Annotated in this window: 26 protein-coding genes; 25 read left to right on the top strand and 1 reads right to left on the bottom strand. The window is 75.0% G+C overall.

Annotated features, from left to right (window positions below; translation table 11 throughout):
• The first annotated feature begins 45 nt into the window (after positions 1-45).
• The 14 genes from EDD28_RS13945 to EDD28_RS14010 all read left to right on the top strand — a co-directional run bounded on the left by EDD28_RS13945 (position 46) and on the right by EDD28_RS14010 (position 15,993).
• Positions 46-804 (top strand): HAD family hydrolase, encoded by a 759-nt coding sequence (locus tag EDD28_RS13945; RefSeq protein ID WP_425469989.1) that lies wholly within the window; start codon positions 46-48, stop codon positions 802-804.
• Complete coding sequence (locus EDD28_RS13950) at positions 801-1,928, top strand: site-2 protease family protein (protein ID WP_123740383.1); 1,128 nt, start codon at positions 801-803, stop codon at positions 1,926-1,928. The genes EDD28_RS13945 and EDD28_RS13950 overlap by 4 nt, the downstream gene beginning before the upstream one ends.
• A gap of 107 nt (positions 1,929-2,035) precedes the next feature.
• A complete protein-coding gene (locus tag EDD28_RS13955; protein WP_123740920.1) occupies positions 2,036-3,115 on the top strand; it encodes a tRNA (adenine-N1)-methyltransferase in 1,080 nt (359 codons plus the stop codon).
• Complete coding sequence (arc, locus tag EDD28_RS13960) at positions 3,112-4,740, top strand: proteasome ATPase (RefSeq protein ID WP_123740384.1); 1,629 nt, start codon at positions 3,112-3,114, stop codon at positions 4,738-4,740. Before EDD28_RS13955 ends, arc begins: the two co-directional genes overlap by 4 nt.
• 185 nt (positions 4,741-4,925) lie before the next feature.
• The gene (gene dop, locus EDD28_RS13965; RefSeq protein WP_123740385.1) at positions 4,926-6,557 is read left to right on the top strand and encodes a depupylase/deamidase Dop; all 1,632 of its coding nucleotides are present in this window, start codon (positions 4,926-4,928) and stop codon (positions 6,555-6,557) included.
• 124 nt (positions 6,558-6,681) lie between these two features.
• Positions 6,682-7,317 carry a nucleoside/nucleotide kinase family protein gene (locus EDD28_RS13970; protein WP_211339234.1) on the top strand — a complete coding sequence of 212 codons (636 nt, stop codon included), beginning with the start codon at positions 6,682-6,684 and terminating at the stop codon, positions 7,315-7,317.
• Between the two features lie 155 nt (positions 7,318-7,472).
• The gene (locus tag EDD28_RS13975) at positions 7,473-7,658 is read left to right on the top strand and encodes a ubiquitin-like protein Pup (protein ID WP_123740387.1); all 186 of its coding nucleotides are present in this window, start codon (positions 7,473-7,475) and stop codon (positions 7,656-7,658) included.
• Positions 7,655-8,452 carry a proteasome subunit beta gene (gene prcB, locus EDD28_RS13980; protein ID WP_123740388.1) on the top strand — a complete coding sequence of 266 codons (798 nt, stop codon included), beginning with the start codon at positions 7,655-7,657 and terminating at the stop codon, positions 8,450-8,452. Before EDD28_RS13975 ends, prcB begins: the two co-directional genes overlap by 4 nt.
• Positions 8,449-9,138 carry a proteasome subunit alpha gene (prcA, locus tag EDD28_RS13985; RefSeq protein ID WP_123740389.1) on the top strand — a complete coding sequence of 230 codons (690 nt, stop codon included), beginning with the start codon at positions 8,449-8,451 and terminating at the stop codon, positions 9,136-9,138. Before prcB ends, prcA begins: the two co-directional genes overlap by 4 nt.
• 23 nt (positions 9,139-9,161) lie before the next feature.
• Entirely contained in the window at positions 9,162-10,562 is a 1,401-nt protein-coding gene (gene pafA / locus EDD28_RS13990; RefSeq protein ID WP_123740921.1) for a Pup--protein ligase, read from the top strand.
• A complete protein-coding gene (locus tag EDD28_RS13995) occupies positions 10,559-11,536 on the top strand; it encodes an FKBP-type peptidyl-prolyl cis-trans isomerase (RefSeq protein WP_123740390.1) in 978 nt (325 codons plus the stop codon). The genes pafA and EDD28_RS13995 overlap by 4 nt, the downstream gene beginning before the upstream one ends.
• A gap of 22 nt (positions 11,537-11,558) precedes the next feature.
• Positions 11,559-12,329: an imidazole glycerol phosphate synthase subunit HisF gene (gene hisF / locus EDD28_RS14000; protein ID WP_123740391.1), complete on the top strand. Its 771-nt coding sequence runs from the start codon at positions 11,559-11,561 to the stop codon at positions 12,327-12,329.
• Positions 12,326-14,197 (top strand): ABC transporter ATP-binding protein, encoded by a 1,872-nt coding sequence (locus tag EDD28_RS14005; RefSeq protein WP_245968090.1) that lies wholly within the window; start codon positions 12,326-12,328, stop codon positions 14,195-14,197. Before hisF ends, EDD28_RS14005 begins: the two co-directional genes overlap by 4 nt.
• On the top strand, positions 14,194-15,993 hold the full coding sequence (locus EDD28_RS14010; protein ID WP_123740392.1) for an ABC transporter ATP-binding protein: 1,800 nt from the start codon (positions 14,194-14,196) through the stop codon (positions 15,991-15,993). The genes EDD28_RS14005 and EDD28_RS14010 overlap by 4 nt, the downstream gene beginning before the upstream one ends.
• A gap of 136 nt (positions 15,994-16,129) precedes the next feature.
• Here EDD28_RS14010 and EDD28_RS14015 read toward each other — a convergent pair whose 3' ends face one another.
• Positions 16,130-16,777: a maleylpyruvate isomerase family mycothiol-dependent enzyme gene (locus tag EDD28_RS14015; RefSeq protein ID WP_123740393.1), complete on the bottom strand. Its 648-nt coding sequence runs from the start codon at positions 16,775-16,777 to the stop codon at positions 16,130-16,132.
• 98 nt (positions 16,778-16,875) lie between these two features.
• Between EDD28_RS14015 and hisI the strand changes: the two genes are divergently transcribed.
• The 11 genes from hisI to lgt all read left to right on the top strand — a co-directional run bounded on the left by hisI (position 16,876) and on the right by lgt (position 25,354).
• Positions 16,876-17,253 (top strand): phosphoribosyl-AMP cyclohydrolase, encoded by a 378-nt coding sequence (hisI, locus tag EDD28_RS14020; protein WP_123740394.1) that lies wholly within the window; start codon positions 16,876-16,878, stop codon positions 17,251-17,253.
• Entirely contained in the window at positions 17,250-18,818 is a 1,569-nt protein-coding gene (locus EDD28_RS14025) for an anthranilate synthase component I (protein ID WP_123740395.1), read from the top strand. Before hisI ends, EDD28_RS14025 begins: the two co-directional genes overlap by 4 nt.
• Positions 18,815-19,390: a Trp biosynthesis-associated membrane protein gene (locus EDD28_RS14030; protein WP_123740396.1), complete on the top strand. Its 576-nt coding sequence runs from the start codon at positions 18,815-18,817 to the stop codon at positions 19,388-19,390. Before EDD28_RS14025 ends, EDD28_RS14030 begins: the two co-directional genes overlap by 4 nt.
• Positions 19,391-19,437: 47 nt before the next feature.
• The gene (locus tag EDD28_RS14035) at positions 19,438-19,737 is read left to right on the top strand and encodes a hypothetical protein (RefSeq protein WP_123740397.1); all 300 of its coding nucleotides are present in this window, start codon (positions 19,438-19,440) and stop codon (positions 19,735-19,737) included.
• 10 nt (positions 19,738-19,747) lie between these two features.
• Complete coding sequence (locus tag EDD28_RS14040) at positions 19,748-20,311, top strand: DUF4190 domain-containing protein (protein ID WP_123740398.1); 564 nt, start codon at positions 19,748-19,750, stop codon at positions 20,309-20,311.
• Between the two features lie 35 nt (positions 20,312-20,346).
• Entirely contained in the window at positions 20,347-20,907 is a 561-nt protein-coding gene (locus tag EDD28_RS17505) for a DUF308 domain-containing protein (protein ID WP_170169501.1), read from the top strand.
• 47 nt (positions 20,908-20,954) lie between these two features.
• A complete protein-coding gene (locus EDD28_RS14050; RefSeq protein WP_123740399.1) occupies positions 20,955-21,314 on the top strand; it encodes a DUF2752 domain-containing protein in 360 nt (119 codons plus the stop codon).
• Between the two features lie 95 nt (positions 21,315-21,409).
• Complete coding sequence (trpC, locus tag EDD28_RS14055; protein ID WP_123740400.1) at positions 21,410-22,222, top strand: indole-3-glycerol phosphate synthase TrpC; 813 nt, start codon at positions 21,410-21,412, stop codon at positions 22,220-22,222.
• Positions 22,223-22,266: 44 nt separating this feature from the next.
• On the top strand, positions 22,267-23,553 hold the full coding sequence (gene trpB, locus EDD28_RS14060) for a tryptophan synthase subunit beta (protein WP_123740401.1): 1,287 nt from the start codon (positions 22,267-22,269) through the stop codon (positions 23,551-23,553).
• Complete coding sequence (gene trpA, locus EDD28_RS14065) at positions 23,550-24,359, top strand: tryptophan synthase subunit alpha (protein WP_123740402.1); 810 nt, start codon at positions 23,550-23,552, stop codon at positions 24,357-24,359. Before trpB ends, trpA begins: the two co-directional genes overlap by 4 nt.
• Positions 24,356-25,354, top strand: coding sequence for a prolipoprotein diacylglyceryl transferase (gene lgt, locus EDD28_RS14070; protein ID WP_123740403.1), 999 nt, complete (start codon positions 24,356-24,358; stop codon positions 25,352-25,354). Before trpA ends, lgt begins: the two co-directional genes overlap by 4 nt.
• Positions 25,355-25,373: the final 19 nt, after the last annotated feature.

Below are 25,373 nucleotides of genomic sequence, written 5' to 3' on the forward strand. Positions count from 1 at the left end.
CGGGTGACTCCTCCCGCCACGGCGTCCGACGCCGCTCGCGCCGACCTGTCCGACCTCACCTCGCCGGCCCCCTCGTCCCTCCCGGCGAGCCGCGGGGAGCTGCCGGCCGCCGTCCTGTGGGACCTCGACGGGACGCTCGTGGACACCGAGCCGATCTGGATCGCCGCCGAGCGGGAGCTCGTCGCAGCCCACGGCGGCACGTGGACGCACGAGGACGCCCTCACTCTCGTCGGCAACCCGCTCCTGACGAGCGCGGAGATCCTGCGCGAGCGGGGCGTCGCCCTCCCGCCGGAGGAGATCGCCGCCTGGCTCATCGAGCGGGTGAACGCGCAGGTGCTCGCCAACGGCCCGACGTGGCGCCCGGGTGCGCGCGAGCTTCTCGCGCAGGCCCGCGCCGCGGGGATCCCGCAGGCGATCGTCACGATGTCCTACCACCGGCAGGCCCGCGTCGTCGCCGACGCGCTCCCGCCGGGAACCATCGGGGAGATCGTCTCCGGCGACATGGTGACGAACGGCAAGCCGCACCCCGAGGCCTATCTCCGGGCGGCGGAGGTGCTCGGCGTCGAGCCGCGCGACTGCCTCGCGATCGAGGACTCCGCCACCGGTGCCCGCTCCGCGCTCGCCGCGGGCACCGCGACGGTCGTGTGCCCCAACGTCGTCCCGGTCCCCGAGCTGCCGGGTCTCGCCCGCGTCGGGACCCTCGCCGGGGCCGACGTCCGCGACCTGTTCGCGGCCGGTCGCGCCGCGCGAGCGGCCGCGGCCGTCGCCGGCGAGGCGACCGAGCCCGCGCGGGAGCGCGCGTGACCGAGCGGCGCGCCAGCTCGCCCGGCTGGCGGCTCGGGTCGATCGGCGGTGTCCCCGTCTACCTCGCGCCGAGCTGGCTCGCCGTCGCGGCGATCTTCACCGTCCTGTTCCTCCCGACGGTCCGCGCGGCGGCGCCCGGCCTGTCGGGACCGATGTCCGTCGTCGCCGCGACCTCGTTCCCGATCCTGCTGTTCGTCTCGGTGTTCCTCCACGAGCTGGCCCACGGGACGACGGCCCGCGCGCTCGGGGTGCCCGTGCGCGAGTACGTCCTCACCTTCTGGGGCGGGCACACGAGCTTCTCCGGCGACCTGCGCTCGCCCGGCGTCTCCGCGGCGGTCTCGGCCGCCGGGCCGGCCGCGAACCTCGTCCTCGCCGGCCTCGGCTGGCTGGGGCTGCGCCAGCTTCCGCCCGGGCTGGTCGCCGTCGTCGTGGCGTCGCTCGTCTACGCGAACCTCGTGGTCGGCGTGTTCAACCTGCTGCCGGGCAGCCCGCTCGACGGCGGCCGCATCCTCGAGGCGCTCATCTGGAAGGTCACGGGTGACCGGGACACCGCGCTCGTCGGCGCGGGCTGGGTCGGCCGCGGCATCGCGGTGCTCATCGCCGCCGTCGCGCTCGGGCTGCCGCTCCTGCGGGGCGATCGGCCCACCCTGACGTCGGTGGTGTGGTCGCTCCTCATCGCCGGCGTCGTGTGGCAGGGCGCCAGCCGGTCCGTCACGGTCGGCCGGGCCCGGCGCGGCGCGGCCGGCGTCGATCTGCGCCCGCTGCTCGCGCCGGCCGTCGTCCTGCCCGCCCGCGCGGTCGTCACCGACGTGCCGCCGCTCCCGCTCGGCGTCCGCGTCGAGGCGACCGTGCTGACCGACGACGCGGGCGCCGTCGTGGCCGTCGTCGACCCGGCGGCGCTCGCCTCCGTGCCGGACGCGCTGCGGGCGACCACCGCCCTCGGTGCCGTGGCCCGGTCGCTGCCCGGCGGCGCGATCGTGACGCGGCTGCGCGGTCCCGACGCGCTCGCCCAGGTGGCGCGCGGGCTCCAGGTGAGCGACGTGCTCGTCGTCGTGGGTGACGCCGGGGTGCTCGGGACGCTCACGCGCGAGCGCCTCGTCGCCGCGTTCTCCGGCACCGGCTGAGCGCGGACCGGGCGCCAGCCGGCCGCGGGCGGACAGTAGGCTCGACCGACGTGACCTCCGAGCCGACGACCGACGCCGTTCCCGCCCCCGAGCCGACGGGCGCCGCGATGCGTCGCGGCCCGTTCCGCTGGGGCGACCGCGTCCAGCTCACGGACCCGCGCGGGCGCCCGGCGACGATCACGCTGATCCCGGGCGGCACGTTCCAGACCCACAAGGGCTACTTCCGCCACGAGGAGCTGGAGGGGCGCCCCGAGGGCAGCACGGTCGAGACGACCAAGGGCGTCCAGTACCTCGCGCTGCGCCCGCTGCTGGCCGACTACGTCCTCTCGATGCCGCGCGGCGCCGCCGTCGTCTACCCCAAGGACGCCGGCCAGATCGTCACGATGGCCGACATCTACCCGGGGGCTCGCGTCGTCGAGGCCGGGGTCGGCTCGGGCGGGCTGTCGATGTCCCTGCTGCGCGCGATCGGCGACGGCGGGTCGCTCCTGTCGGTCGAGCGACGCGAGGACTTCGCCCGGATCGCCGTCGCCAACGTCGAGGGCTTCTTCGGCGGCCCGCACCCGGCCTGGCGGGTCGAGGTCGGCGACCTGGCCGACGTGCTGGCGGCGCAGCGCGAGCCCGGCTCCGTCGACAGGATCGTCCTTGACATGCTCGCGCCGTGGGAGAACATCGACGCGGCCGCGACGGCGCTCGCGCCCGGCGGCGTGTTCCTCGCCTACGTCGCGACGGCCACCCAGCTCTCCCGCACCGCCGAGGACCTGCGCGCCGACGGACGGTTCACCGAGCCGGTGGCGTGGGAGTCCATGGTCCGCGGCTGGCACCTCGAGGGCCTGGCCGTCCGGCCCGAGCACCGGATGATCGGCCACACCGGGTTCCTGCTCACGGCGCGCCGGCTCGGCCCCGGCGTCGAGCCGCCGGAGCGGCGTCGCCGTCCGCAGGCGTCGGCCGCCGCGACGGACCCCGAGGACGTCGCGCGCCTCGCCGCCGACGCCGCGCGCGTCCAGATCGGCGACGACTACGCCCCCGAGGACTTCGGCGAGCGCGGCGCGACGGAGAAGAAGACCCGTCGCGCGGCGCGGGACGCCGAGGTGATCCAGCGGGCGGCCCAGCGCTCCGCGCTCGCGGCGGCGCCTACCCTGGAGGGACCATCCCTGGAGGGACCGTCCGGATCCGAGGAGGGCGCATGACCGCCGAGCTCGACGCCGCACGCCGCGAGGCCGCGTCGCTCGCCCACAAGAACGAGCGACTGACGGCGGTGCTGCTGCGCGCCCGCCAGGAGCTCGCCGAGCTGAAGGAGGCCGTGGAGCGGCTGACCCAGCCGCCGGGGACCTACGCGGTCCTGCTCCGGGCCAACGAGGACGGCTCGGCCGACATCGTCTCCGCTGGTCGCACGATGCGCGTCCAGGTCTCGCCGGGCGTCGAGGCGGGCACGCTCGTGCCCGGACGCCAGGTGCGGCTCAACGAGGCGATGGCGCTCGTGGCGGTCGAGGGGTACGACGACGTCGGCGAGCTCGTCTCCGTCAAGGAGCTGCTCGGCCCCGACCGCGTGCTCGTCGTTGGCCGGGCGGACGAGGAGCGCGTCGTGCGCCTGTCCGGGCGGCTGGTCGAGGAGGGCGTCCGCGTCGGCGACACGCTCACGGTCGACGCCCGCTCGGGCTTCGTGCTGGAGAAGGTGCCGCGCTCGGAGGTCGAGGAGCTGGTGCTGGAGGAGGTGCCCGACGTCGACTTCGCCGACATCGGCGGCCTCGCCGACCAGATCGAGGCGATCCGCGACGCCGTCGAGCTGCCGTTCGGCCACCCGGAGCTGTTCCGCGAGCACGGGCTGACCCCGCCCAAGGGCCTGCTCCTGTACGGGCCGCCCGGCTGCGGCAAGACGCTCATCGCCAAGGCGGTCGCGGCGTCGCTCGCGCGGACCGTGTCGGCCGCGGCGGGGGAGGGCGCGGTCCGCTCGTCGTTCCTCAACGTCAAGGGCCCGGAGCTGCTCAACAAGTTCGTCGGCGAGACCGAGCGGCACATCCGCCTCATCTTCGCCCGGGCCCGCGAGCGTGCGGCCGAGGGCGTGCCCGTCGTCGTGTTCTTCGACGAGATGGAGTCGCTGTTCCGCACCCGCGGCACCGGGATCTCCTCCGACGTCGAGACGACCGTCGTCCCGCAGCTCCTCGCGGAGATCGACGGCGTCGAGCGGCTCGACAACGTCATCGTGATCGGCGCGTCCAACCGCGAGGACATGATCGACCCGGCGATCCTGCGCCCGGGCCGGCTCGACGTGAAGGTCAAGATCGAACGGCCCGACGCCGAGTCCGCGCGCGACATCCTCGGCAAGTACCTCCTGCCGACGCTGCCGCTGCACCCGGACGACCTGGCGGCGCACGGCGGGGACGTCGACGCGACCGTCACCGCGCTCATCGACGCGACCGTCGAGCGGATGTACTCGACCGGCCCCGAGAACGAGTTCCTCGAGGTGACCTACGCGAGCGGGGACCGCGAGGTCCTGTACTTCAAGGACTTCGCGTCGGGGGCGATGATGCGCAACGTCGTCGACCGGGCGAAGAAGTCGGCCATCAAGGACGTCCTCGCCGGCCGCGCCCGCGGCATCTCCGTCGGGCACCTGCTCGACGCCGTCGCGGCGGAGTTCCACGAGAACGAGGACCTGCCGAACACGACGAACCCCGACGACTGGGCCCGCGTGTCCGGCCGCAAGGGCGAGCGCATCGTGTTCATCCGGACGATCGTCCAGAAGATCGCCGGGGCGGCGATCCAGCCGACACCGCGCGCCGTCGAGACGGTGGCGAACCCGGGGCAGTACCTCTAGCACCACCCTCGCCTCCAGCCCCGCGCTCGCCTCCAGCACCGCGCTCTCCTCCGACATCGGGGTGGGTCGCACCGCGATCGACGGTGCGATCCACCCCGATGTCGGAGCGTGCAGGCGCCGGCCGGCCGCTCGGACCACCCGGTCGGGGAGGCGGCAGCCGAACTAGGGTTGCTGCCGTGCGTGTCATGGGTATCGAGACCGAGTACGGCATCCTCGGCGGCGACGGGGTGCGGCAGAGCCCGATGGCGCTCTCGGCGCTCGTCGTCGCCGGCTACGACCAGGCGCGCGGCCAGCGCGGGCGCACCCGGTGGAGCTACGAGGGGGAGGACCCGCTCTCGGACGCGCGCGGCTGGCGGCTCGACCGCCGCCAGGCGCACCCGAGCCAGCTCACCGACGAGCCGGGCCGCGGCGCGGGCGTCGACGAGTCGCGCGGCGCGACCACGGCCGACGCGAGCAACGACCCGACGCTCCTGCCCGTCATGCGCCGCCGCCGGGCGGTCACGCTCGACCGGCCCGAGGACCCCGCGGCGGCCAACGTGCTGCTGACGAACGGCGCGCGCCTCTACGTCGACCACGCCCACCCCGAGTACTCCAGCCCCGAGGTCACGAACGCCCGCGACGCCGTCCTGTGGGACCGGGCCGGCGAGGAGGTCATGCTGACGGCGGTCCGCGCGCTCGCCGCCAGCCCGCACACCCCGGACGTGCGGCTCTACAAGAACAACGTCGACGGCAAGGGCGCCAGCTACGGGACGCACGAGAACTACCTCGTCGACCGGGCCGTCGACTTCGACGCGATCGTCCGCCACCTCACGCCGTTCCTCGTGACGCGGCAGGTCTTCACCGGGGCCGGCCGCGTCGGGCTCGGCCCGGCGGGGGAGGAGCCGGGGTTCCAGCTCTCCCAGCGCGCCGACTACATCGAGGCCGAGGTCGGGCTGGAGACGACGCTGCGCCGCCCGATCATCAACACGCGCGACGAGCCGCACGCCGACCCCGCGCGGTTCCGCCGGCTGCACGTCATCATCGGCGACGCCAACTGCTCCGAGGTCGCCACCTACCTCAAGCTCGGCACGACCTCCCTCGTCCTCGCGGTCCTCGAGGCCGTCGAGCGGGGCGAGGCCGCCGTCCCCGCCGCGTGGGACGGCCTCGAGCTCGCCGACCCGGTCCGTGCGGTCCAGGCCGTCAGCCGGGACCTCACGCTCACCGGCCAGCTCCGGCTCGCGGACGGCCGGGAGCTCACCGCGGTCGAGATCCAGCGCCGCTACCTCGCCGGTGTCCGCGCGGTGCTCGCGGACCTGCTCGCCGCCGACGAGGCCGAGCTCGCCGTGGCGCGGGCGTGGGAGGAGGTCCTCGACCTCCTGCTGACCGATCGGACGGCTGCCGCCCGGCGCGTCGAGTGGCTCGCCAAGCTCGGCGTCCTCGAGGGGCTGCGCGAGCGGCACGGCCTCGCCTGGGACCACGCCAAGGTGCAGGCCGTCGACCTCCAGTGGTCCGACGTCCGTCCCGAGCGCGGCCTGTTCGCCCGGCTGCGGGCGGCCGGCGCCGTCGACACCCTCGTGACCGCGGAGGAGGTGCGTCGCGCCGTGACCACCCCGCCCCGGGACACCCGCGCCTGGTTCCGCGGCGAGACCGTCCGGCGCTACCCGGACGCCGTCGTGGCCGCCGGCTGGAACGGCGTCGTGCTCGACGTCGCGAGCGAGCCGACCCTCGTCCGCCTCCCGATGACCGACCCGCTGCGCGGCACCGCCGAGCTGACCGAGCACCTGCTCGACGCCTGCCCGGACGCCGCAGCCCTCGTCGCGGCCCTCACCCGCGGCTGATCGGCCGACCGGTGATGAACGGACTGACCCTCGTGACGTCAGACCTGCCCGCTCTCGTCGTCGGGTTGCGCGGGGGCGACCTCGCAGCACTCCATGCGGGGGTGGAGCCGTGACGCACGCGGCGGTGCCTGAGCCGGCCGACCCGGCCGCCCTCGCACGCGAGCTCGCGCGCGAGGGGGCGGCGGGCGGCCGGACCATCGTGGCGATCGCCGGCGCCCCCGGATCGGGCAAGACCACGCTCGCCATCCGGATCGTCGAGGAGCTGAAGCTCCTGGGGATCGGGACGGCGACGCTCCCGATGGACGGCTTCCACCTGTCGAACCGCGTGCTCGTCGACCTCGGCCGGCGCGAGCGCAAGGGGGCGATCGACACGTTCGACGGCGTGGGGTTCGTGACCACGCTCCGGCGCGCCCGCGAGGACCGGACGCACGTCCTGTACGTCCCGGGCTTCGACCACGGCGGCGGCGAGCCGATCGCCGCCTCGATCGCGATCCCGCCGACGGCCGCCGTCGTGGTCGCCGAGGGCAACTACCTCCTGGACGCGAGCGACCCGTGGAGCGAGGTCGCGTCGCTCGTCGACCACGCGTGGTTCGTCGACGTGGACGACGACCTGCGCCGGCGGCGCCTGGTCGCGCGCCACGTCGCCACCGGCAAGGCGCCCGAGGCCGCGGTCGCCTGGGTCGAGCTGGTCGACGAGGTGAATGCTCGACGGATCAAGGCGAGCTCGGCGCGGGCGGAGCGGATCCTGCGCGTGGACTGACGTCCCGCGCCACCACCCGCGCGTCCGCAGCCGCATCCCGGCCCCGCGTCGCCGTCCGAGGCCGCCGTCCCATCCCCGCCCTGCCGTCGCGCGCCTAGACTCGAACCGGCGCACCCCGCGCCCGCACCCCGGTGCGACGACCCCAGGAGGACCTCGTGTCAACCGAGCAGATCGGCTTCGGGCCCCGCGGCGACGACGGCGACGGCGACACCCCGCCCGTCCCCACCGCGCCGACGGTCAGCACGCAGGCCGTCGACGACCTCCTCGACGAGATCGACGACGTCCTGGAGACCAACGCCGAGTCCTTCGTCCGCGGGTTCGTCCAGAAGGGCGGCCAGTGAACGACGCGCACCTCACCGAGGCGTACCTGCGTCTCGGGGGCACGTCCTTCCTGGACTTCGCCTCCGAGGTGGCGCCCGAGGTGCTGCCGTCGTCCTCGCAGGCCCCGGCCGGCGTGACCTCGCACGCCACGACGATCGTCGCGCTCACCTGCCCGGGCGCCGTCGTCATGGCGGGCGACCGCCGCGCGACGAGCGGGACCCGGATCGCGCACCGGGAGATCGAGAAGGTCTTCCCGGCCGACACGACGTCGGCCATCGGGATCGCCGGCGCGGCCGGCGTCGGCCTCGAGCTCGTCCGGCTCTTCCAGCTCGAGCTCGAGCACTACGAGAAGATCGAGGGCGTCCAGCTCTCGCTGGAGGGCAAGGCCAACCGCCTCGCGCGTCTCGTCCGGGGCAACCTCTCGCTCGCGTTCCAGGGCCTCGTCGCGCTGCCGCTGCTCGGCGGCCACGACGCCCCGACCGGGACGGCCCGGCTCTACTCCTACGACGCGGTCGGGGGACGCTACGCCGAGCGGGACCACCACGCGATCGGCTCGGGCGCGGTGTTCGCCGGCGGCACGCTGAAGAACCACTGGCGCGCCGACCTCACCCAGGACGAGGCCGTGGCGCTCGCCCTCGCGGCGATCCTCGACGCGGCCGACGACGACGCGGCGACGGGCGGCGTCGACCTGGTCCGGGGGATCTACCCCGTCGTCGCCGTCGTCGACGCCCGCGGCTTCCGCCGCGTGCCCGACGCGGAGCTGCGCGGCCACGTCGAGCGCATCGTCGCGACGCGGGCGGAGGCGCAGCGATGAGCATGCCGTTCTACGTCTCGCCCGAGCAGTACATGAAGGACCGGGCCGACTACGCCCGCAAGGGCATCGCCCGGGGGCGCAGCGTCGTCGTCCTGAGCTACGCGGGCGGCATCCTGCTCGCGACGCACAACCCGTCGCGCGCCCTGCACAAGATCTCGGAGATCTACGACCGGATCGCGTTCGCCGCGGTCGGGAAGTACCACGAGTTCGAGGCGCTGCGCGTGGCCGGCATCCGCTACGCCGACCTGCGCGGCTTCTCCTACGACCGCTCCGACGTCACCGTCCGGGCGCTCGCCAACTCCTACGCGCAGACGCTCGGGTCGGTGTTCAGCTCCGAGACCAAGCCGCTGGAGGTCGAGCTGGTCGTGGCCGAGGTCGGGCCGGACGTCGCCTCCGACCAGCTCTACCGGCTCTCGTTCGACGGGGGCCTGGGGGAGGAGCACGGCTACGTCGTCATCGGTGGCGACGCCGAGCTGCGCTCGCGCTCGCTCGAGCAGTCCTGGTCCGCCGGGCTCGATCTCGCCGGCGCGATGCGGGCGGCCGTCGGCGCGCTCGAGGTCGCCGAGGGCTATGCCGCGCCGACGCCGATCCCCGCCGATCAGCTCGAGGCCGCTGTCCTCGACCGCTCGGCGCCCCGGCGCGCGTTCCGGCGCCTGGCGCCGGAGGAGATCGCGGGGCTGCGGTGACCGCGCAGGAGATGCCGGGGACGATGCCGGACGCTCCCGAGACCCTCCCCGCCACGCGACGGATCTTCGGCCTGGAGACCGAGTACGGGATCACCTGCGCGAGCCCGGACGGGCGCGGCATGTCGGCCGACGAGGCCGCGCGGTTCCTCTTCCGCACCGTCGTCGCGTGGGGCCGCTCGTCGAACGTCTTCCTGCGCAACGGCGCCCGGCTCTACCTCGACGTCGGCTCGCACCCCGAGTACGCGACGGCCGAGGAGGACTCGATCCACGGCGCGCTGGTGCAGGACGCCGCCGGCATGGCGATCCTGACGGACCTGAGCGAGGACGCGAACCGGCGGATGGCGGCCGAGGGCCTGGCCGGCCGGATCCACCTGCTGCGCAACAACGTCGACTCCCACGGCAACTCCTTCGGCTGCCACGAGAACTACCTCATCCGGCGGCGCGCCGACTTCGCGCGCACGGCCGAGATCCTCATCCCGTTCTTCGTCACGCGGCAGATCCTCACGGGGGCCGGCCACGTCCAGGACGGCCCGCGCGGCCCCCGGTACAGCTTCTCCCAGCGTGCCGACCACATCTGGGAGACGGTGTCCTCGGCGACGACGCGCTCGCGCCCGATCATCAACACGCGCGACGAGCCGCACGCCGACGCCGAGTCCTACCGCCGCCTGCACGTCATCGTCGGCGACTCGACGATGGCCGAGCCGACGACGATGCTCAAGCTGGGCACGACCGACCTCGTGCTGCGCATGCTGGAGAACGGCGTGCAGCTGCGCGACCTCACGCTGGAGAACCCGGTCCGGGCGATCCGCGACATCAGCCACGACCTGACCGGCCGCGCCCCGATCGCCCGCGGAGCCGGCGGCGGCGCGACGACCGCGCTCGACGTCCAGCGCGAGATCCTCGACAAGGTGACGGCCTTCACCGAGCGGACCGGCGACGCGAGCGAGGCGACGCGCTGGGTGCTGGAGCTCTGGGGCCGCGGCCTCGAGGCCGTCGCGACGGGCGACCACGACCTCGTCGCCACCGAGCTGGACTGGGCGATCAAGGAGCGGCTCGTCGAGCGCTACCGGAGCCGGCACCCCGGCATCTCGCTGACCGACCCGCGGATCGCCCGGCTGCTGCTGGCCTACCACGACATCTCCCCGCGGGACGGGCTGCTCGGCACGCTCGTCGAGCGCGGCCTCGTCCAGCGGATCACGACGCCGCAGGAGGTGGCCAGGGCCGCCGACGAACCGCCGGCGACGACCCGCGCGCGGCTGCGCGGCGAGTTCGTCCGCGCGGCGCAGGAGGCCCGCCGCGACCACACGGTCGACTGGGTGCACCTCAAGCTCAACGACGCCAGCCAGCGGACCGTCCTGTGCTCGGACCCGTTCCGCGCGCACGACGAGCGCGTCGACCGGCTCATCGAGAGCATGCGCGCGTGAGCGGCCGCACGTCCGGCTGGACGCGGTCGGTTCGTCGGGCCGCGGTCGCCGCGCTCGTCGTCGGTGCGGCGGGCGCCGTCGCCGCGTGCGGTCCGGCCGGCGACGACCCGAGCGCCAGCCCGACCTCGACGCTCGCCGTCGAGGTGGCGGGCGAGCTCGGCGAACGGCCCAGCGTCACCATCCCGCCCGGCTTCACGGTGACCGAGACGTCGACGGCGACGCTCATCGCCGGCGACGGCCCCGTCGTCACCGAGGGGCAGACGATCCTGCTCGACTACTTCGCGATCGACATCGCGACGGGCGAGACCATCGCCGACACGTTCGCCACGCTGCCCGAGATCCGCACCTTCACGGCCGACGACCTCGGTGGGGCGCTCTACGACATGATCGACGGCGCGACCCTCGGCTCGCGGATCGAGCGGATCGAGCTCGGGACGAAGAAGGACCCGCACCCGCACGTGCTCGTCGTCGACCTCCCGCGGCTGCGCGCCGTCGGCGAGGAGATCGCGGCCACCGTCGACCCGGGCCTGCCGACCGTCGAGCGCGGGGAGGACGGCGCCCCCGTCGTCACCATCCCGGAGACGTCGGCGCCGCACCAGACGCAGACGACGACGCTCATCAAGGGGACCGGTCCGCAGGTCGGGGTCGGCCAGTCCGTCATCCTCCAGCTCAGCGCCGTGCGCTGGTCGGACGGCGCCGTCGTCGACTCGACCTGGGAGACCCGGCCCCGCGCCCTCGCGGTGTCCGACCTGCCGCGCGGCCTCGCCGGCGGTCTCGTCGAGCAGACGGCCGGCTCGCAGGTGCTCGTGGTGGTCCCGCCGGAGGACGGCAACGGGGTCGACACGCTCGTCTACGTCGTCGACATCCTCGCGACGGCCGACGTCGCGCTCCCGCCCGCCGGCACCGAGCACGAGCCCGTCGAGGAGGACCCGGCGACCGGCGAGCCGGCCGTGGACGGCTCGGCGCAGGGCTAGCTGCCCGACCTAGGGTGGACCCATGAGCGTCGCCCTTCGTGTCATCCCCTGCCTGGACGTCGACGCCGGACGCGTGGTCAAGGGCGTCAACTTCGCCGACCTGCGCGACGCCGGCGACCCGGTCGAGCTGGCGCGGCGCTACGACGCCCAGGGCGCGGACGAGATCACGTTCCTCGACGTCTCCGCGTCGAGCGACGGCCGGGCGACGACCCTCGAGACGGTGACCGCGGCGGCCGAGCAGATCTTCGTCCCGCTGACGGTCGGCGGTGGCGTCCGCTCGGTCGACGACGTCGAGGCGCTCCTGCGGGCGGGCGCGGACAAGGTCGGCGTCAACACGGCGGCCATCGCGCGGCCGGAGCTGCTCACCGAGATCGCCCGCCGGTTCGGCAACCAGGTCGTCGTCGTCTCGGTCGACGCGCGCCGCTGCCCACCGGGCACGCAGACGCCGTCCGGCTACGAGGTGACGACGCACGGCGGCCGTCGCGGCACCGGGATCGACGCGGTCGCCTGGGCGGCCGAGGCGGCGCGGCGCGGCGCCGGCGAGGTCCTGCTCAACTCCATGGACGCCGACGGAACGACGGGCGGCTTCGACCTGCAGATGCTCCGCGACGTGCGCGCGGCCGTCACCGTCCCGCTCATCGCGAGCGGTGGTGCCGGGACGACGGCCGACTTCGTCGCGGCCGCGGAGACGGGCGTCGACGCCCTGCTCGCGGCCAGCGTCTTCCACTTCGGAACCCTCACGGTCGGCGAGGTCAAGGACGCGCTGCGCGCCGCCGGCCACGCCGTCCGGTGACGGGTGCGCAGGCGCTGCCGCGGGAGCCGCAGCGCTACGCCCTGCCCCCGGGCCGGCTGCGGGCCTCGCTCGCGCTCGTCGGACGTGGCCTGCGCGCCCACCCGACGACGTCCTGGGTCGCCATCGGCGCCTCCGCGGTCTACGGCGTGTCGTCGGTCGCCTCCGGCTGGCTGCTCGGTCGCGTGACCGACCGGGTGATCCTGCCCGGCATCCGCGGCGACGGCGGGATCGGCGCCCGGGAGATCTGGCTCTCCGCCCTGGCCCTCGCCGGCGTCGCGCTCGTCACGGCCGTGAGCGTCGCGCTGCGGCGCATCTACGCCGGGATCGTCGCGTACGACGTGCAGGCCGACCACCGTCGCGCCGTCACCCGGCGCTACCTCGAGCTGCCGCTGTCGTGGCACCGGCGACGCCCGACCGGTGAGCTGCTCTCGCACGCCAGCTCCGACGCCGAGGCGGCCGCGTCGGTCTTCGCGCCCGTCCCGCTGGCGATCGGGGTCGTCGTCATGCTCGCGGTGGCGGCGGGCGCGATGCTCGCGGCCAACGTCTGGCTCGGCGTGCTCGGGCTCGCGATGCTGCCGCTGGTCGCGGTCTCCAACGCGCTGTACGAGCGGGCGATGTCGCCGGCCGTCGCGCTCGCTCAGGCCCGGCGGGCCGAGGTCGCCGACGTGGCGCACGCGAGCTTCGAGGGCGCTCAGGTCGTCAAGACGCTCGGCACGGCCGAGCTGGAGACCGCGGCGTTCGTCCGCGCGACGGACGACCTGCGCGCCGCCAACACGCGGGTCGGCCGCGTCTCGGCCGTGTTCGAGCCCGTCCTCTCGCTCATCCCGACGATCGTGACGCTGGCCGTCATCGTGGTCGGCGTCGTCCAGGTCGCGGACGGACGGGCGGCGGCCGGCGGGGTCGTCACCTCGGCCTTCCTGCTCTCGATCATGGCAGGCCCGGTCGGCGCGATCGGCTACGTGCTGGGTCAGCTCCCGCGCTCGATCGTCGGGTACGGCCGGATCGCGCGGGTGATCGACGCGGACGACGACCGGCGCGGACGCGCGGGCGAGACGTCCGGCGCGGCGGCGGGTGCCGATCCCGGCGACGGGACGGCGGCGGTCCGCCTGGCCGGTGCCACGCTGGACGTACCGGGACCCCGGGGCGAGGTGCGCCTGCTCGACGACGTCGAGCTCGACGTCGCCCCCGGGACGACGGTGGCCGTCGTCGGCTCGACCGGCTCCGGGAAGTCGACCCTCCTCGACGTGCTCGGCGGTCTCACGCCGGCGTCGTCCGGGACGGTCGTCGTCGCGGGGCTCGACGTCGAGCGCACCGGCCACGCCGAGCTGGCGCGACGTGTCGCCTACGTGACGCAGGAGGCGTTCGTGTTCTCCGGCAGCGTGCGGGAGAACGTCGCGCTGGCCGACGAGGGCGCCGGCGCCAGCGATGCCGAGGTCTGGGACGCGCTCGAGCGCGCCCGGCTCGCCGACGTCGTGCGCGAGCTGCCCGAGGGGCTGGACACCGAGCTGGGGGAGCGCGGCACGTCGTTCTCCGGCGGGCAGCGCCAGCGCCTGGCGATCGCGCGCGCCCTCGTCCGGCGGCCCCGCGTGCTCCTGCTCGACGACGCCACGTCGGCCCTCGACCCGGCCGTCGAGGGCGAGATCCTCGCCTCGCTCGGGACCGGCGGCTCCGCGGACGGCGCGAATGCCGCGGACGCCGCGCCGACGGTCGTCATGGTCGCCTACCGCCCGGCGACGATCACCCGCGCCGACCTCGTGGTCCACGTCGAGGGGGGACGCGTCGTCGACGTCGGGACGGTGCCGGACCTGCTCGCGCGCGACGCCGGGTTCGCCGACCTGCTCCAGGCCTACGAGCGGGACCGGTCATGAGCGACCGCGCCACGGGCACGCCGACGCACGCCATCGCCCCGGCGTCGCAGCTCGGGCTCTTCGCGACGATCGGCCGGGGCATCGCGACCTCGCCGGCGATCAAGCGCGGCATCGGGCTCACGCTCGTGCTCGCGATCCTCGGCACCGCCGGCCAGCTCGTCGTCCCCGTCGCCGTCCAGCACGCGACCGACGCCGGGCTGCTCGCGCCGGACGGGGTCGACGTCGGCGTCGTCGTCCGCACGGCGCTGCTGGCGCTCGTCCTCGCCGTCGCGGCGGCCGCGTTCACGATGTTCGCCCGCTCCCGGCTCGTCGCTGCCACCGAGCGCGGGCTGGCACAGCTGCGGGTCGCCGCCTTCGAGCACGTCCACCGGCTCGGCGTGCTGACCCAGAACACGGAGCGGCGCGGGTCGCTCATCTCGCGCGTCACGGCCGACGTCGACACGGTCGCGATCTTCGTGCAGTGGGGCGGTCTCTCGCTCATCCTCGCGCTCCTGCAGATCGTGCTCGCCTCCGTGGCGATCGCGTTCTACTCCTGGGAGCTGCTCCTGCTCATCTGGGCGTGCCTGATCCCGATGATCCTCCTCGCGCCGCGGGCGCAGCGGATCCTGAGCTCGCGGTACGCGCTCGTGCGGCTGCGCGCCGGCGCCATGCTCGCGGCCGTGTCGGAGTCCGTCGTCGGCGCCCGGACGATCAAGGCGTACGGCGTGCAGGAGCGCACGGGCCGCCGGCTCGACGCCGCCGTGACCGAGCAGCGCGACGCGGCCGTGCGCGCCCAGACGATCGCCGCCGGTGCGTTCTCGGTCGGCGTGCTGCTGTCCGGGTTCGCGCTGGCCGCCGTCGTCGTGGCCGGCACGTACCTCGGGATCGGCGGCCGCCTCTCGGTCGGGGACCTGCTCGCGGTCCTCTTCCTGACCCAGCTCTTCGTGCAGCCGGTGCAGATGGCGACCGAGACGCTCAACCAGCTCCAGGACGCCGTCGCCGGCTGGCGCCGCGTGCTCTCGCTGCTCGAGACGCCGATCTCGGTGCCCGAGCCGGCCGCGCCCGTCGCGCTGCCGCCGGGGCCGCTCGGGGTGCGCGTCGACCACGTGAGCTACTCCTACCCGGACGGGCCGCGCGTGCTGCACGACGTCGACGTCGACCTGCCGGCCGGTACCCGCGTCGTCGTGGTCGGCGCGACCGGGTCGGGGAAGACGACGCTGGGCCGGCTCGTCACGCGGCTCGTCGACCCGGACGACGGCGCGATCCGCGTCGGCGGCGTCGACCTGCGCGAGGTGGCCGACGCCGACCTGCGTCGGCGCGTCGTCGCCGTGACGCAGGAGGGGCACCTGTTCGACACGACGGTCGGGGACAACATCACGTACGCCGTCCCGGGTGCCGGCCCGGCGCAGGCGGAGCGCGCGCTCGTGGAGCTCGGGCTGGCCGACTGGCTCGCCGGGCTCCCGCTGGGCCTCGACACGCCGGTCGGTCAGCGCGGGGAGACGCTCTCGGCCGGGGAGCGGCAGCTCGTGGCGCTCGCCCGCGCGCACCTCGTCGGGGCCGACGTCCTGGTGCTCGACGAGGCGACGTCGGCCGTCGACCCGGCCACCGAGCTGCGCACGTCGCACGCGCTGGCCCGACTGGTCGACGGCCGGACGTCGATCACCGTCGCGCACCGGCTCTCCACGGCCCAGGCGGCCGACCTCGTCCTCGTGGTCGACGCGGGACGGCTCGTCGAGATCGGCTCGCACGCCGAGCTGGTCGCGGCGGACGGGGAGTACGCCCGGCTGTTCCGCGCCTGGCTCGCCGCGACGAGCTGACCCCGCGCCCGGGGGGCCTTCCTGCCCTGAGCCTCGAACCCCGGCCCCGCGAACCCCATTCCTCCGATACCGGGGTGGATCGCGTCGCGAATCGCGATGCGATCCACCCCAATATCGGAGCAGGTGGCGGGCGGACTCAGGCCGCGGGCCAGTCCATCGCCTCGCGGAACGCCGCGACGGCCTCGGGCGGCCCGGTGACCGTGACCCGCGCGTGCCGGGCGCGGCCCATCGCCACGAGCGCGAGATCCTCCTCGGGACCCGTCACGACGACGCTGCGCTCCCCGCGCGCGACGACGGAGCGCGGGCCGTGCGGCACGACGACGATGATGCCGACCTCCGCCGTGCGCCCGGCCCGGCGGACGCCGCCGATCCGGAGGATGGGCAGCAGCGAGCTCCACATCATCGACCGGACGCCCGGCGTCAGCTCCAGCTCGCGGTCCCTGACCAGGGGGTTGTCGCTGGCCCGCAGGACGTCGAGCGCGTGCACGACGAACTCCAGCACGTTCGTCCGCGCCGACCAGGCCATGGGGCTGAGCGGCGACGGGCCCTCCTCGACCTCGCGGATCAGCTCCTCGTAGTCCGCGCCGTCCCCCAGCGCGACCGCCGCGTCCTGACCGCGCACGGCGCCCAGCGCGATCCGCTGGGGCGCTCGCTCGCGCAGGACGATGTGAGCGGCGAGGTGGCGGGCCTGCCAGCCCTCGCACAGGGTCGGGGCATCGGGTGGGACCGAGCGCAGCGCATCGACGAGTGCGGCTCGCGGAACCCGGCGGAGGTCGTCGTCCATCTCTCCATGATGAACCCACTCGGCGGTCCCTGGCGCCCCCCGCGTCCAGTTCTCTCGCTCGTCCCGCCCGGCGGGCGCCGGGATGGAAGGATGACCCGGTGACCACCACGCTCGATCCCGCCATCGCCGCGCGCCTGAAGCGCGACTCCGCCGGCCTCGTGGCCGCCGTCGTCCAGGACGACGAGACCGGCCAGGTCCTCATGCTCGGCTGGATGGACGACGAGGCGCTGCACCGCACGCTGACGACCGGCCGCGTCACCTTCTGGTCCCGCTCCCGGCAGGAGTACTGGCGCAAGGGCGACACCTCGGGCCACGTCCAGCACGTGCGGGGTGTCGCGCTCGACTGCGACGGCGACGCGCTGCTGGTCCGCGTCGAGCAGGTCGGCCCCGCGTGCCACACCGGCACGCGCTCGTGCTTCGAGGCCGGCGGCGACCTGGGAGCGGTCGTCGGCACGTCGGCGGGGGAGACGCGGTGACCGCGGTCGAGCTGCCCGACCTCGAGTGGGGCGCCACCTGGCCGAACCTCAGCGAGTTCCGCGACCTCGGCTCGCAGCACCGCGTCGTCCCGGTCGTGCGCCGGCTGCTGGCGGACTCGCTCACCCCGGTCGGCGTCTACCGCACCCTGGCCGAGGCCCGCCCCGGCACGTTCCTGCTGGAGTCGGCGGCGGCGGACGGCACCTGGAGCCGGTACTCGTTCGTCGGCGTGTCCTCGCGCGCGATCCTCACGGCCGTCGACGGGGCGGCCCGGTGGAGCGGCGACGTCCCGGTCGGGCTCGACGTCCCCGGCAACCCGATCGAGGTGCTGCGGCACGCGCTGGAGACCCTGCGCAGCGAGGCGGTCGCCGGGCTGCCGCCGCTCACGAGCGGGTTCGTCGGCGCGATCGGCTGGGACGCGATCCGGTACTGGGAGCCGACGCTCGTGCCGACGGCGCCCGACGAGCTGGGCGTCCCGGACGTCGCGCTCGCCCTCGTCCAGGACCTCGTGGTGCTCGATCACGTCGAGGGCGCCTGCTGGCTCATCGCGAACGCCATCAACGGCGACGACCGGGCGAGCGGCATCGACGAGGCGCACGCGGACGCGGTGCGGCGGCTCGACGCGATGCAGCTCCGGCTCGGCGCGCCCGTCGGCGGTGTCGACGTCATCGACCCCGACGCCGCGCAGCTCCACGTCGTCTCCCGCACGACGCCGGAGGACTACGAGTCGGCGGTCCTGCGCGCGAAGGAGCACATCAGGGACGGGGACGCCTTCCAGATCGTGCTGTCGCAGCGGTTCGACGTCGCGTGCTCGGCCGAGCCGGTCGACGTCTACCGCGCCCTGCGCTCGCTCAACCCGAGCCCGTACATGTACCTCGTCACGCTCGAGGGACCGGACGGCGCGCCGTTCGCCGTCGTCGGGTCGAGCCCCGAGACGCTCGCCCGCGTCGAGGGCGGGCGGGTCATGACGTACCCGATCGCCGGCTCGCGCCCGCGGGGCAAGGACGCGGCCGGCGACGCCGAGCTCGAGGCCGAGCTGCTCGCCGATCCCAAGGAGCTGGCCGAGCACCTCATGCTCGTCGACCTCGGGCGGAACGACCTCACGAAGGTGTGCGACCCGCGGACCGTGCGCGTCGAGGAGTTCATGGACGTGCGCCGGTTCAGCCACATCATGCACATCTGCTCGACCGTGACGGGCTCGCTGCGGCCGGGGGCCGGCGCGCTCGACGCGCTCACCGCGACGTTCCCCGCCGGAACGCTGAGCGGCGCGCCGAAGCCGCGCGCCGTCCAGCTCATCGACGAGCTGGAGCCGGCCCGACGCGGGATCTACGGCGGGACGATCGGCTACGTCGACCTGGCCGGCAACCTCGACATGGCGATCGCCATCCGGACCGCCCTGGTCAAGGACGGCGTCGCCCACGTGCAGGCGGGGGCGGGGATCGTCGCCGACTCGGTCCCGCAGACCGAGCACGAGGAGTGCCGCAACAAGGCGGCGGCCGTCCTGCGGGCGATCGAGGTCGCGACGCGACTGCGGCCGGCCGGCCCGAGCGAGGGATCGTCGGCATGACGGCACGTCGCGGCCTGCTGCTCGTCGTCGCCGGCGGCGTCGTGGTCGCCGTCGGCTGCGCGCTCACCTGGTTCAGCGCGCCCGTCGACTCCGTGGTGACCGACGTCGTCTCCGTCACGGGCGCGACGGCGGCGCCCGGGGCCGTCCCGCTCCTGCTCGTCGTCGCGGCGGCGCTCGTGCTTCGCGCCATGACGCGCGGCGCCGTTCGCTCCGTCATCGGCTGGCTCGGCGTCCTCGTCTGGGTCGGGCTGCTGGCGCTCGCCGCGACGGCGGCGAACGACGCGGTGGCGCAGCTCCAGGCGGCTGCCGCCGATGCGACCGGCGTCCCGGAGCTGGCCGGCGACGTCACGCGGACCGCGGCACCGTGGCTCACGCTGGCCGGCGCGGCGGTGGCGACGGTCGGCTCCGTGCTCCTCGCGCTCGCCCCGGCCGCGGCCGGGGCGCCCCGGGCGAGCCGGTACGAGCGCACCGGCGCCACCGGTGGGACGGGTGCGGCTCCCGCGGAGGAACCCGTCGACAGCTGGGACGCGCTCACCCGCGGGGATGACCCGTCCATCGGCGGGAGCAAGTAGGCTGAAGGGGCTTGTGACACCCCACGACCAGACCCTGGAGTGCCGACGTGGCCGACAAGGACCTCACGCTGATCTCGCCCGGTGGTGACCGCGTTCCCGCGGTCGCCCCGTTCCACAACGAGGGCAAGACCCCCGCCGCCTGGGTGATGGCCTGGGGCCTCATGCTCGCGGCGGTGCTGATCGCCGTCGGGCTCATCGCGCGGATCGACGGGGTGTGGATCGCCGGCGTCGTCGTCGGTCTCGTCAGCCTGGTCGCCTCGGGCGCCATGCGCGCGGCGGGCCTCGGCCAGCCGCCGGTGTCGGTGCAGTCGACGTCCGTGGCCGTCCAGTCGGCCCCGGCCGAGTGAGCGCCCCCCGATGAGCTACGCAGGCCCGCCCCCGATCCCGCCGAGCGGCTCGGGCGACGACCCGAACGCGCCCTACGGCCCCGGCCCGTCCTACGGCGCACCGCAGGAGCCCTCCGGCCCCTCGCCGTACGAGCAGCCGAGCGGCCCGTACACGCCCGACCCCTACGGCACCCCGACCCCGCCGTTGGCGCCGGCTGCCCCGACGTACGGCAGCCCGCAGTACGGATCGACCGACGCCCCCGGCGCCGCGCCCTACGGCAGTCCCACCGGGGCTCCCGGCGCCAGCCCGTACGGCACGCCGAGCCCGATGTACGGCCCCGTGTCGCCCTACGCCACGACCGGCTCGACGGGGTCGAACGGCCTCGCCGTCGGCGGCCTCACGCTCGGGATCATCGGCCTGCTCTGCGGCGGGATCTTCGCCATCATCGGCCTCATCCTCTCGATCCAGGCCCGCAAGGCGGTGGCCGACGGCCGCGCGTCGAACGGTGGGCTGGCGACGTCGGCGCTCGTCATCTCGATCATCGCCGTCGTGGTCTGGGGCCTCATCTGGCTCAGCGCCCTCCTCACGAACTGACCATCTCACCCGGTTCGTCCGGTCCAGGAGTCACCATGTCCCAGCCCAACGGCCCCGAGGACGAGCCGCGCTACGGCGTGCGCCTGCCGCCCGACCAGGTGCCGCCGCCCGCGGCGCCCACCCCGCCGCCGAACCCCTACGCCGACCCGTACGCCGGTGCGCCGGGTGCCTCCGGTGCTACGGGCGCCCCGTACGCCCAGCCGCCCGCCGGTGGCCAGGGCGGACCGGTCGGTCCCGGCGCCCCGTACGGCGCGCCGAGCTCCCATGGTCCGTACGGCGGCCCCTACGGCGCTCAGCCCGGCTACCTCGCCGACGGGTCGAAGGCGCGCAACGCCGTCGGCGTCGTCGCGCTCTCGCTCGGCATCGCGAGCGTCGTCCTGTTCTGCCTCAGCTGGGTCGCCGCCTGCCTCGGCATCGCCGCGGTCATCACGGGCACGGTGTCCGTGCAGGCGGGCAAGAAGGGCCAGGCGAGCAACTCGCACCTGGGCGTCTGGGGCATCGTGCTCGGCGCCGTCGGGATCGTGGTGGGGATCATCATGCTCGTCGTCATCATGCAGACGCCCGAGTTCCAGCAGATGATGGACGACCTCTACTGAGCACCCCGGGCAGGTCCTGGGCGCTCCCGATCGCCTACACGGGGGTCATGGCGGCGGGAGCCGTCGCGCTGCTCGTGCGCGACCCGCACGTGGCCGGGAGCTGGGGCGTCTGCCCGAGCCTCCTGCTCGGCTTCGCGTGCCCCGGCTGCGGCGGGCTGCGCGGGGCGTCGGAGCTGCTGCACGGCGACGTCGCGTCGGCCTGGGCGTACAACCCGCTCGTGGTCGTCGGCGCACCGCTCGTGCTTGCGCTGATCGTCCGCTGGTTCGTCGACGCCGCACGCGGACGCGAGCCGTGGTCGCCCGGCGCCGTCACCGTCTCGGTGACGGTCGGCCTGCTGCTGGCGTTCGCCGTGCTGCGCAACGTCCCGGCCCTCGCGCCCTATCTCGGCCCCCTCGCCGTTCCCTGACCGCGGCCGGTTCCACGCGGTGGACCCCGGTCGGGGGCCCCGCGCGGGGGCCGTACTCTTGACCACGACCGGCTGACCAGGGAGGGAGAGCAGGCGTGACCGTGCTCGAGGACATCGTCGCGGGCGTCCGGGAGGACGTCGCGACGCGCCAGGCACGGACCAGCCTGGACCAGCTCAAGGCCCGAGCCCACGAGGTGCCGGCCGCCAGGGCGTGCCTGCAGCGGCTCAAGGACGACGAGGCCGTCGCCGTCATCGCCGAGGTCAAGCGCGCCAGCCCGTCGAAGGGCCCGCTCGCGCCCATCCCGGACCCCGGCGCCCTCGCCGCCGAGTACGAGGCCGGGGGAGCAGCCGTCGTCTCCTGCCTCACCGAGGAGCGTCGCTTCCTCGGCAGCCTGGCCGACCTGGACGCGGTCCGCGGCGCGGTCGACATCCCCGTCCTGCGCAAGGACTTCGTCGTCTCGCCCTACCAGGTGTGGGAGGCGCGCGCGCACGGCGCCGACGTCGTCCTGCTCATCGTCGCGGCGCTCGAGCAGACCGTGCTGACCTCGCTCGTCGAGCGGGTCCACTCGCTCGGGATGTCCGCGCTCGTCGAGGCGCACGACGCCGACGAGGCCCGCCGCGCCGTCGACGCCGGCGCGCAGATCGTCGGGATCAACGCCCGCAACCTCCACACGCTCGAGGTCGACCGGGCCACCTTCGCCGACGTCGTCGGCCTCCTGCCGGACCACGTGTGCAAGATCGCCGAGTCGGGCGTGCGCGGCCCGCGCGACGTGCGCGAGTACGCGGCGGTCGGCGCCGACGCGGTCCTCGTCGGGGAGTCGCTCGTGCGCTCCGCCGACCCGCGCGCCGCCGTCGCCGAGCTCGTCGCGGCCGGCGCCCACCCGGCGGTCCGCGCACCCCGCACCTGAGCGCGCACCCGAACGACGAGCACCCGACGGACGAAGAGGGACCGATGACCAACCCGCCAGCAGACTCCACCGTGCGCTCGCTCGCGGAGGCCGAGGGCCCCTACTTCGGGGCGTTCGGCGGCCGCTGGGTGCCCGAGGCGCTCGTGGCGGCGCTGGACGAGCTCGCCGACGCCTACGCCAAGGCGCAGACGGACCCGGAGTACGTGGCGGAGCTCGCCCGGCTCAACCGCGAGTACACCGGTCGGCCGTCGCCGCTCACCGAGGTGCCGCGGTTCGCGGCGGAGGTCAGCTCGCGCGGCAACGGCGGGCCGGTCCGGGTGTTCCTCAAGCGCGAGGACCTCAACCACACGGGCTCGCACAAGATCAACAACGTCCTCGGCCAGGCCCTCCTGGTCAAGCGGATGGGCAAGACGCGGGTCATCGCGGAGACCGGGGCCGGCCAGCACGGCGTCGCGACCGCGACCGCGTGCGCGCTGCTCGGCCTCGACTGCGTCGTCTACATGGGCGAGGAGGACACGCGCCGCCAGGCGCTCAACGTCGCCCGGATGAAGCTGCTCGGCGCCGAGGTCGTCCCCGTGACGATCGGCGCGCGCACGCTCAAGGACGCGATCAACGAGGCGCTGCGCGACTGGGTCGCGAACGTCGACACGACCCACTACCTGCTGGGGACCGTCACGGGACCGCACCCGTTCCCGACCATGGTCAAGGAGTTCCACCGCGTCATCGGCGACGAGGCGCGCGCGCAGCTGCACGAGCGCACCGGCCGGCTGCCCGACCTCGTCGCGGCCTGCGTCGGCGGGGGGTCCAACGCCATGGGGATCTTCAACGCCTTCCTCGACGACCCCGGCGTCGCCCTGCTCGGGCTCGAGGCCGGCGGTGACGGTGTCGAGACGGGCCGGCACGCGGCGCGGTTCTCCGGTGGCGGACCGGGCGTCCTGCACGGCGCCCGCAGCTACCTGCTCCAGGACGACGACGGTCAGACCCGCCCGACGCACTCGATCTCGGCCGGGCTGGACTACCCGAGCGTCGGCCCCGAGCACGCGTGGCTGCACGACACCGGCCGCGCGAGCTACGAGCCCGTGACGGACACCGAGGCGATGGACGCGTTCCGCGTGCTGTGCCGCACGGAGGGGATCATCCCGGCGCTGGAGTCGGCGCACGCGCTCGCCGGCGCGCTGCGCCACGGCGGGCGTATCGAGCGGTCGGACGGACAGGTCCCGATCGTCGTCGTCAACCTCTCGGGACGCGGGGACAAGGACGTGGCGACGGCGGGGCGCTGGTTCGACCTGCTGACGCAGGACGAGGCGAGCAGCCAGGAGGGACGCGCATGAGCACCAGGACCGCACCTGCCATCGACGCGGCGCGCGCCGACGGCCGCGCCGCGCTCGTGGCGTACCTGCCGCTCGGCTTCCCCGACGTCGACACCTCCGTCGCCGCGGCGCGCGCCGTCGTCGAGGCCGGCGTCGACATCGTCGAGCTCGGCCTGCCGTACACGGACCCGGTGCTCGACGGACCCGTCATCCAGCACGCGGCGCAGACCGCGCTGGCGGGCGGGCTGCGCGTCGCCGACCTGTTCGGCGCCGTCGAGCGGATCGCCGCCACCGGGGCCCCGACGCTGGTCATGACGTACTTCAACCCCGTGATGCACTACGGCGTCGCGCGGTTCGCCCGCGACCTCGACGCCGCCGGGGGAGCCGGCCTCATCACGGCCGACCTCATCCCCGACGAGGGCGGGGAGTGGATCGAGGCCGCCGACGCCCACGACCTCGACAAGGTGTTCCTCGTCGCGCCGAGCTCGACGTCGGAGCGCCTCGCGCTCACCGCGGCCGCGGCGCGCGGGTTCGTCTACGCCGCCTCGACGATGGGCGTCACCGGGACTCGCGCGAGCGTGGGAGCCGGCGCGGCGTCGCTCGTCGCCCGGACCCGCGCGGCCGGCGCGGAGCGCGTCTGCGTCGGCATCGGCGTCTCGACGCCGGCCCACGCGGCCGAGGTCGCCTCGTACGCCGACGGCGTCATCGTCGGCTCGGCGCTCGTGAAGGCGCTCGGCGACGGGGGGGTGGACGGCGTCGCACGGCTCGCGGCCGAGCTCGCCGACGGCGTCAGGCAGGCCGAGGCCGGCGAGGAGGTCGGAGCATGAACCTCGCCGACGGTGTCGTCCTGCTCGCCGAGGGGATCCCCAGCCCGTCCCAGGGCACCTGGTTCCTCGGTCCCATCCCGATCCGCGCGTACGCGCTGTGCATCCTGCTCGGCGGCGTCGTCGCCTACAAGATCCTGCAGCGGCGCTACGTCGCCCGCGGCGGTCCGGCGGCGGCCATCCCGGACGTCGTCATCTGGGCTGTGGTGTTCGGCATCGTCGGGGCCCGGCTCTACCACGTCATCACGTCGCCGGCCGCGTACTTCGGCCCGAACGGCGTCTGGTGGAAGGCGTTCTACATCTGGGAGGGCGGCCTCGGCATCTGGGGCGCCATCGCGCTCGGGGCCGTCGGCGCCTGGATCGGCCTGCGCCGCGCCGGGCTGCGGCTCGCGCCGTTCGCCGACGCGCTCGCGCCCGGCCTGCTCGTCGCGCAGGCGATCGGCCGCCTCGGCAACTACTTCAACCAGGAGCTCTTCGGCGGCCCGACGACGCTGCCCTGGGGCCTGCGCGTCGACGACGTGCACCTCGTCGCCAACGGCATCGAGCCCGGCACGCTCGTCCACCCGACGTTCCTGTACGAGCTGCTGTGGAACCTCGCGATGGCCGGCCTCCTCGTCTGGGCCGACCGCCGGTTCCGGCTCGGTCACGGCCGCGCGTTCTGGCTCTACGTCATGCTCTACACGGCCGGCCGCGGCTGGGTCGAGATGCTCCGCGTCGACGATGCCCAGCACATCGCCGGGCTGCGCCTCAACGTGTGGACCGCGATCATCGTGTTCGTCGCGGCGCTGGTCATCTTCGTCGTCATCGGTCGGCGTCACCCCGGTCGCGACACCGACGTCTGGCTGCCCGGCCGCGCGCCCGCGCCCGAGGAGGGTGACGACGGTGCCGAGGGCGCCGTCACGACGGGCTCCGATGGCATCGTCTCGACGGGTGCCGACGACGGTTCGGACGAGGGCGACGCGGCGGAGCCCGCCGAGTCCGACCCTCCCGCGCGCTGAGGTCGGCCCTCCCGCACCT

This window comes from Salana multivorans (genome assembly GCF_003751805.1).
GTDB lineage: Bacteria > Actinomycetota > Actinomycetes > Actinomycetales > Beutenbergiaceae > Salana > Salana multivorans.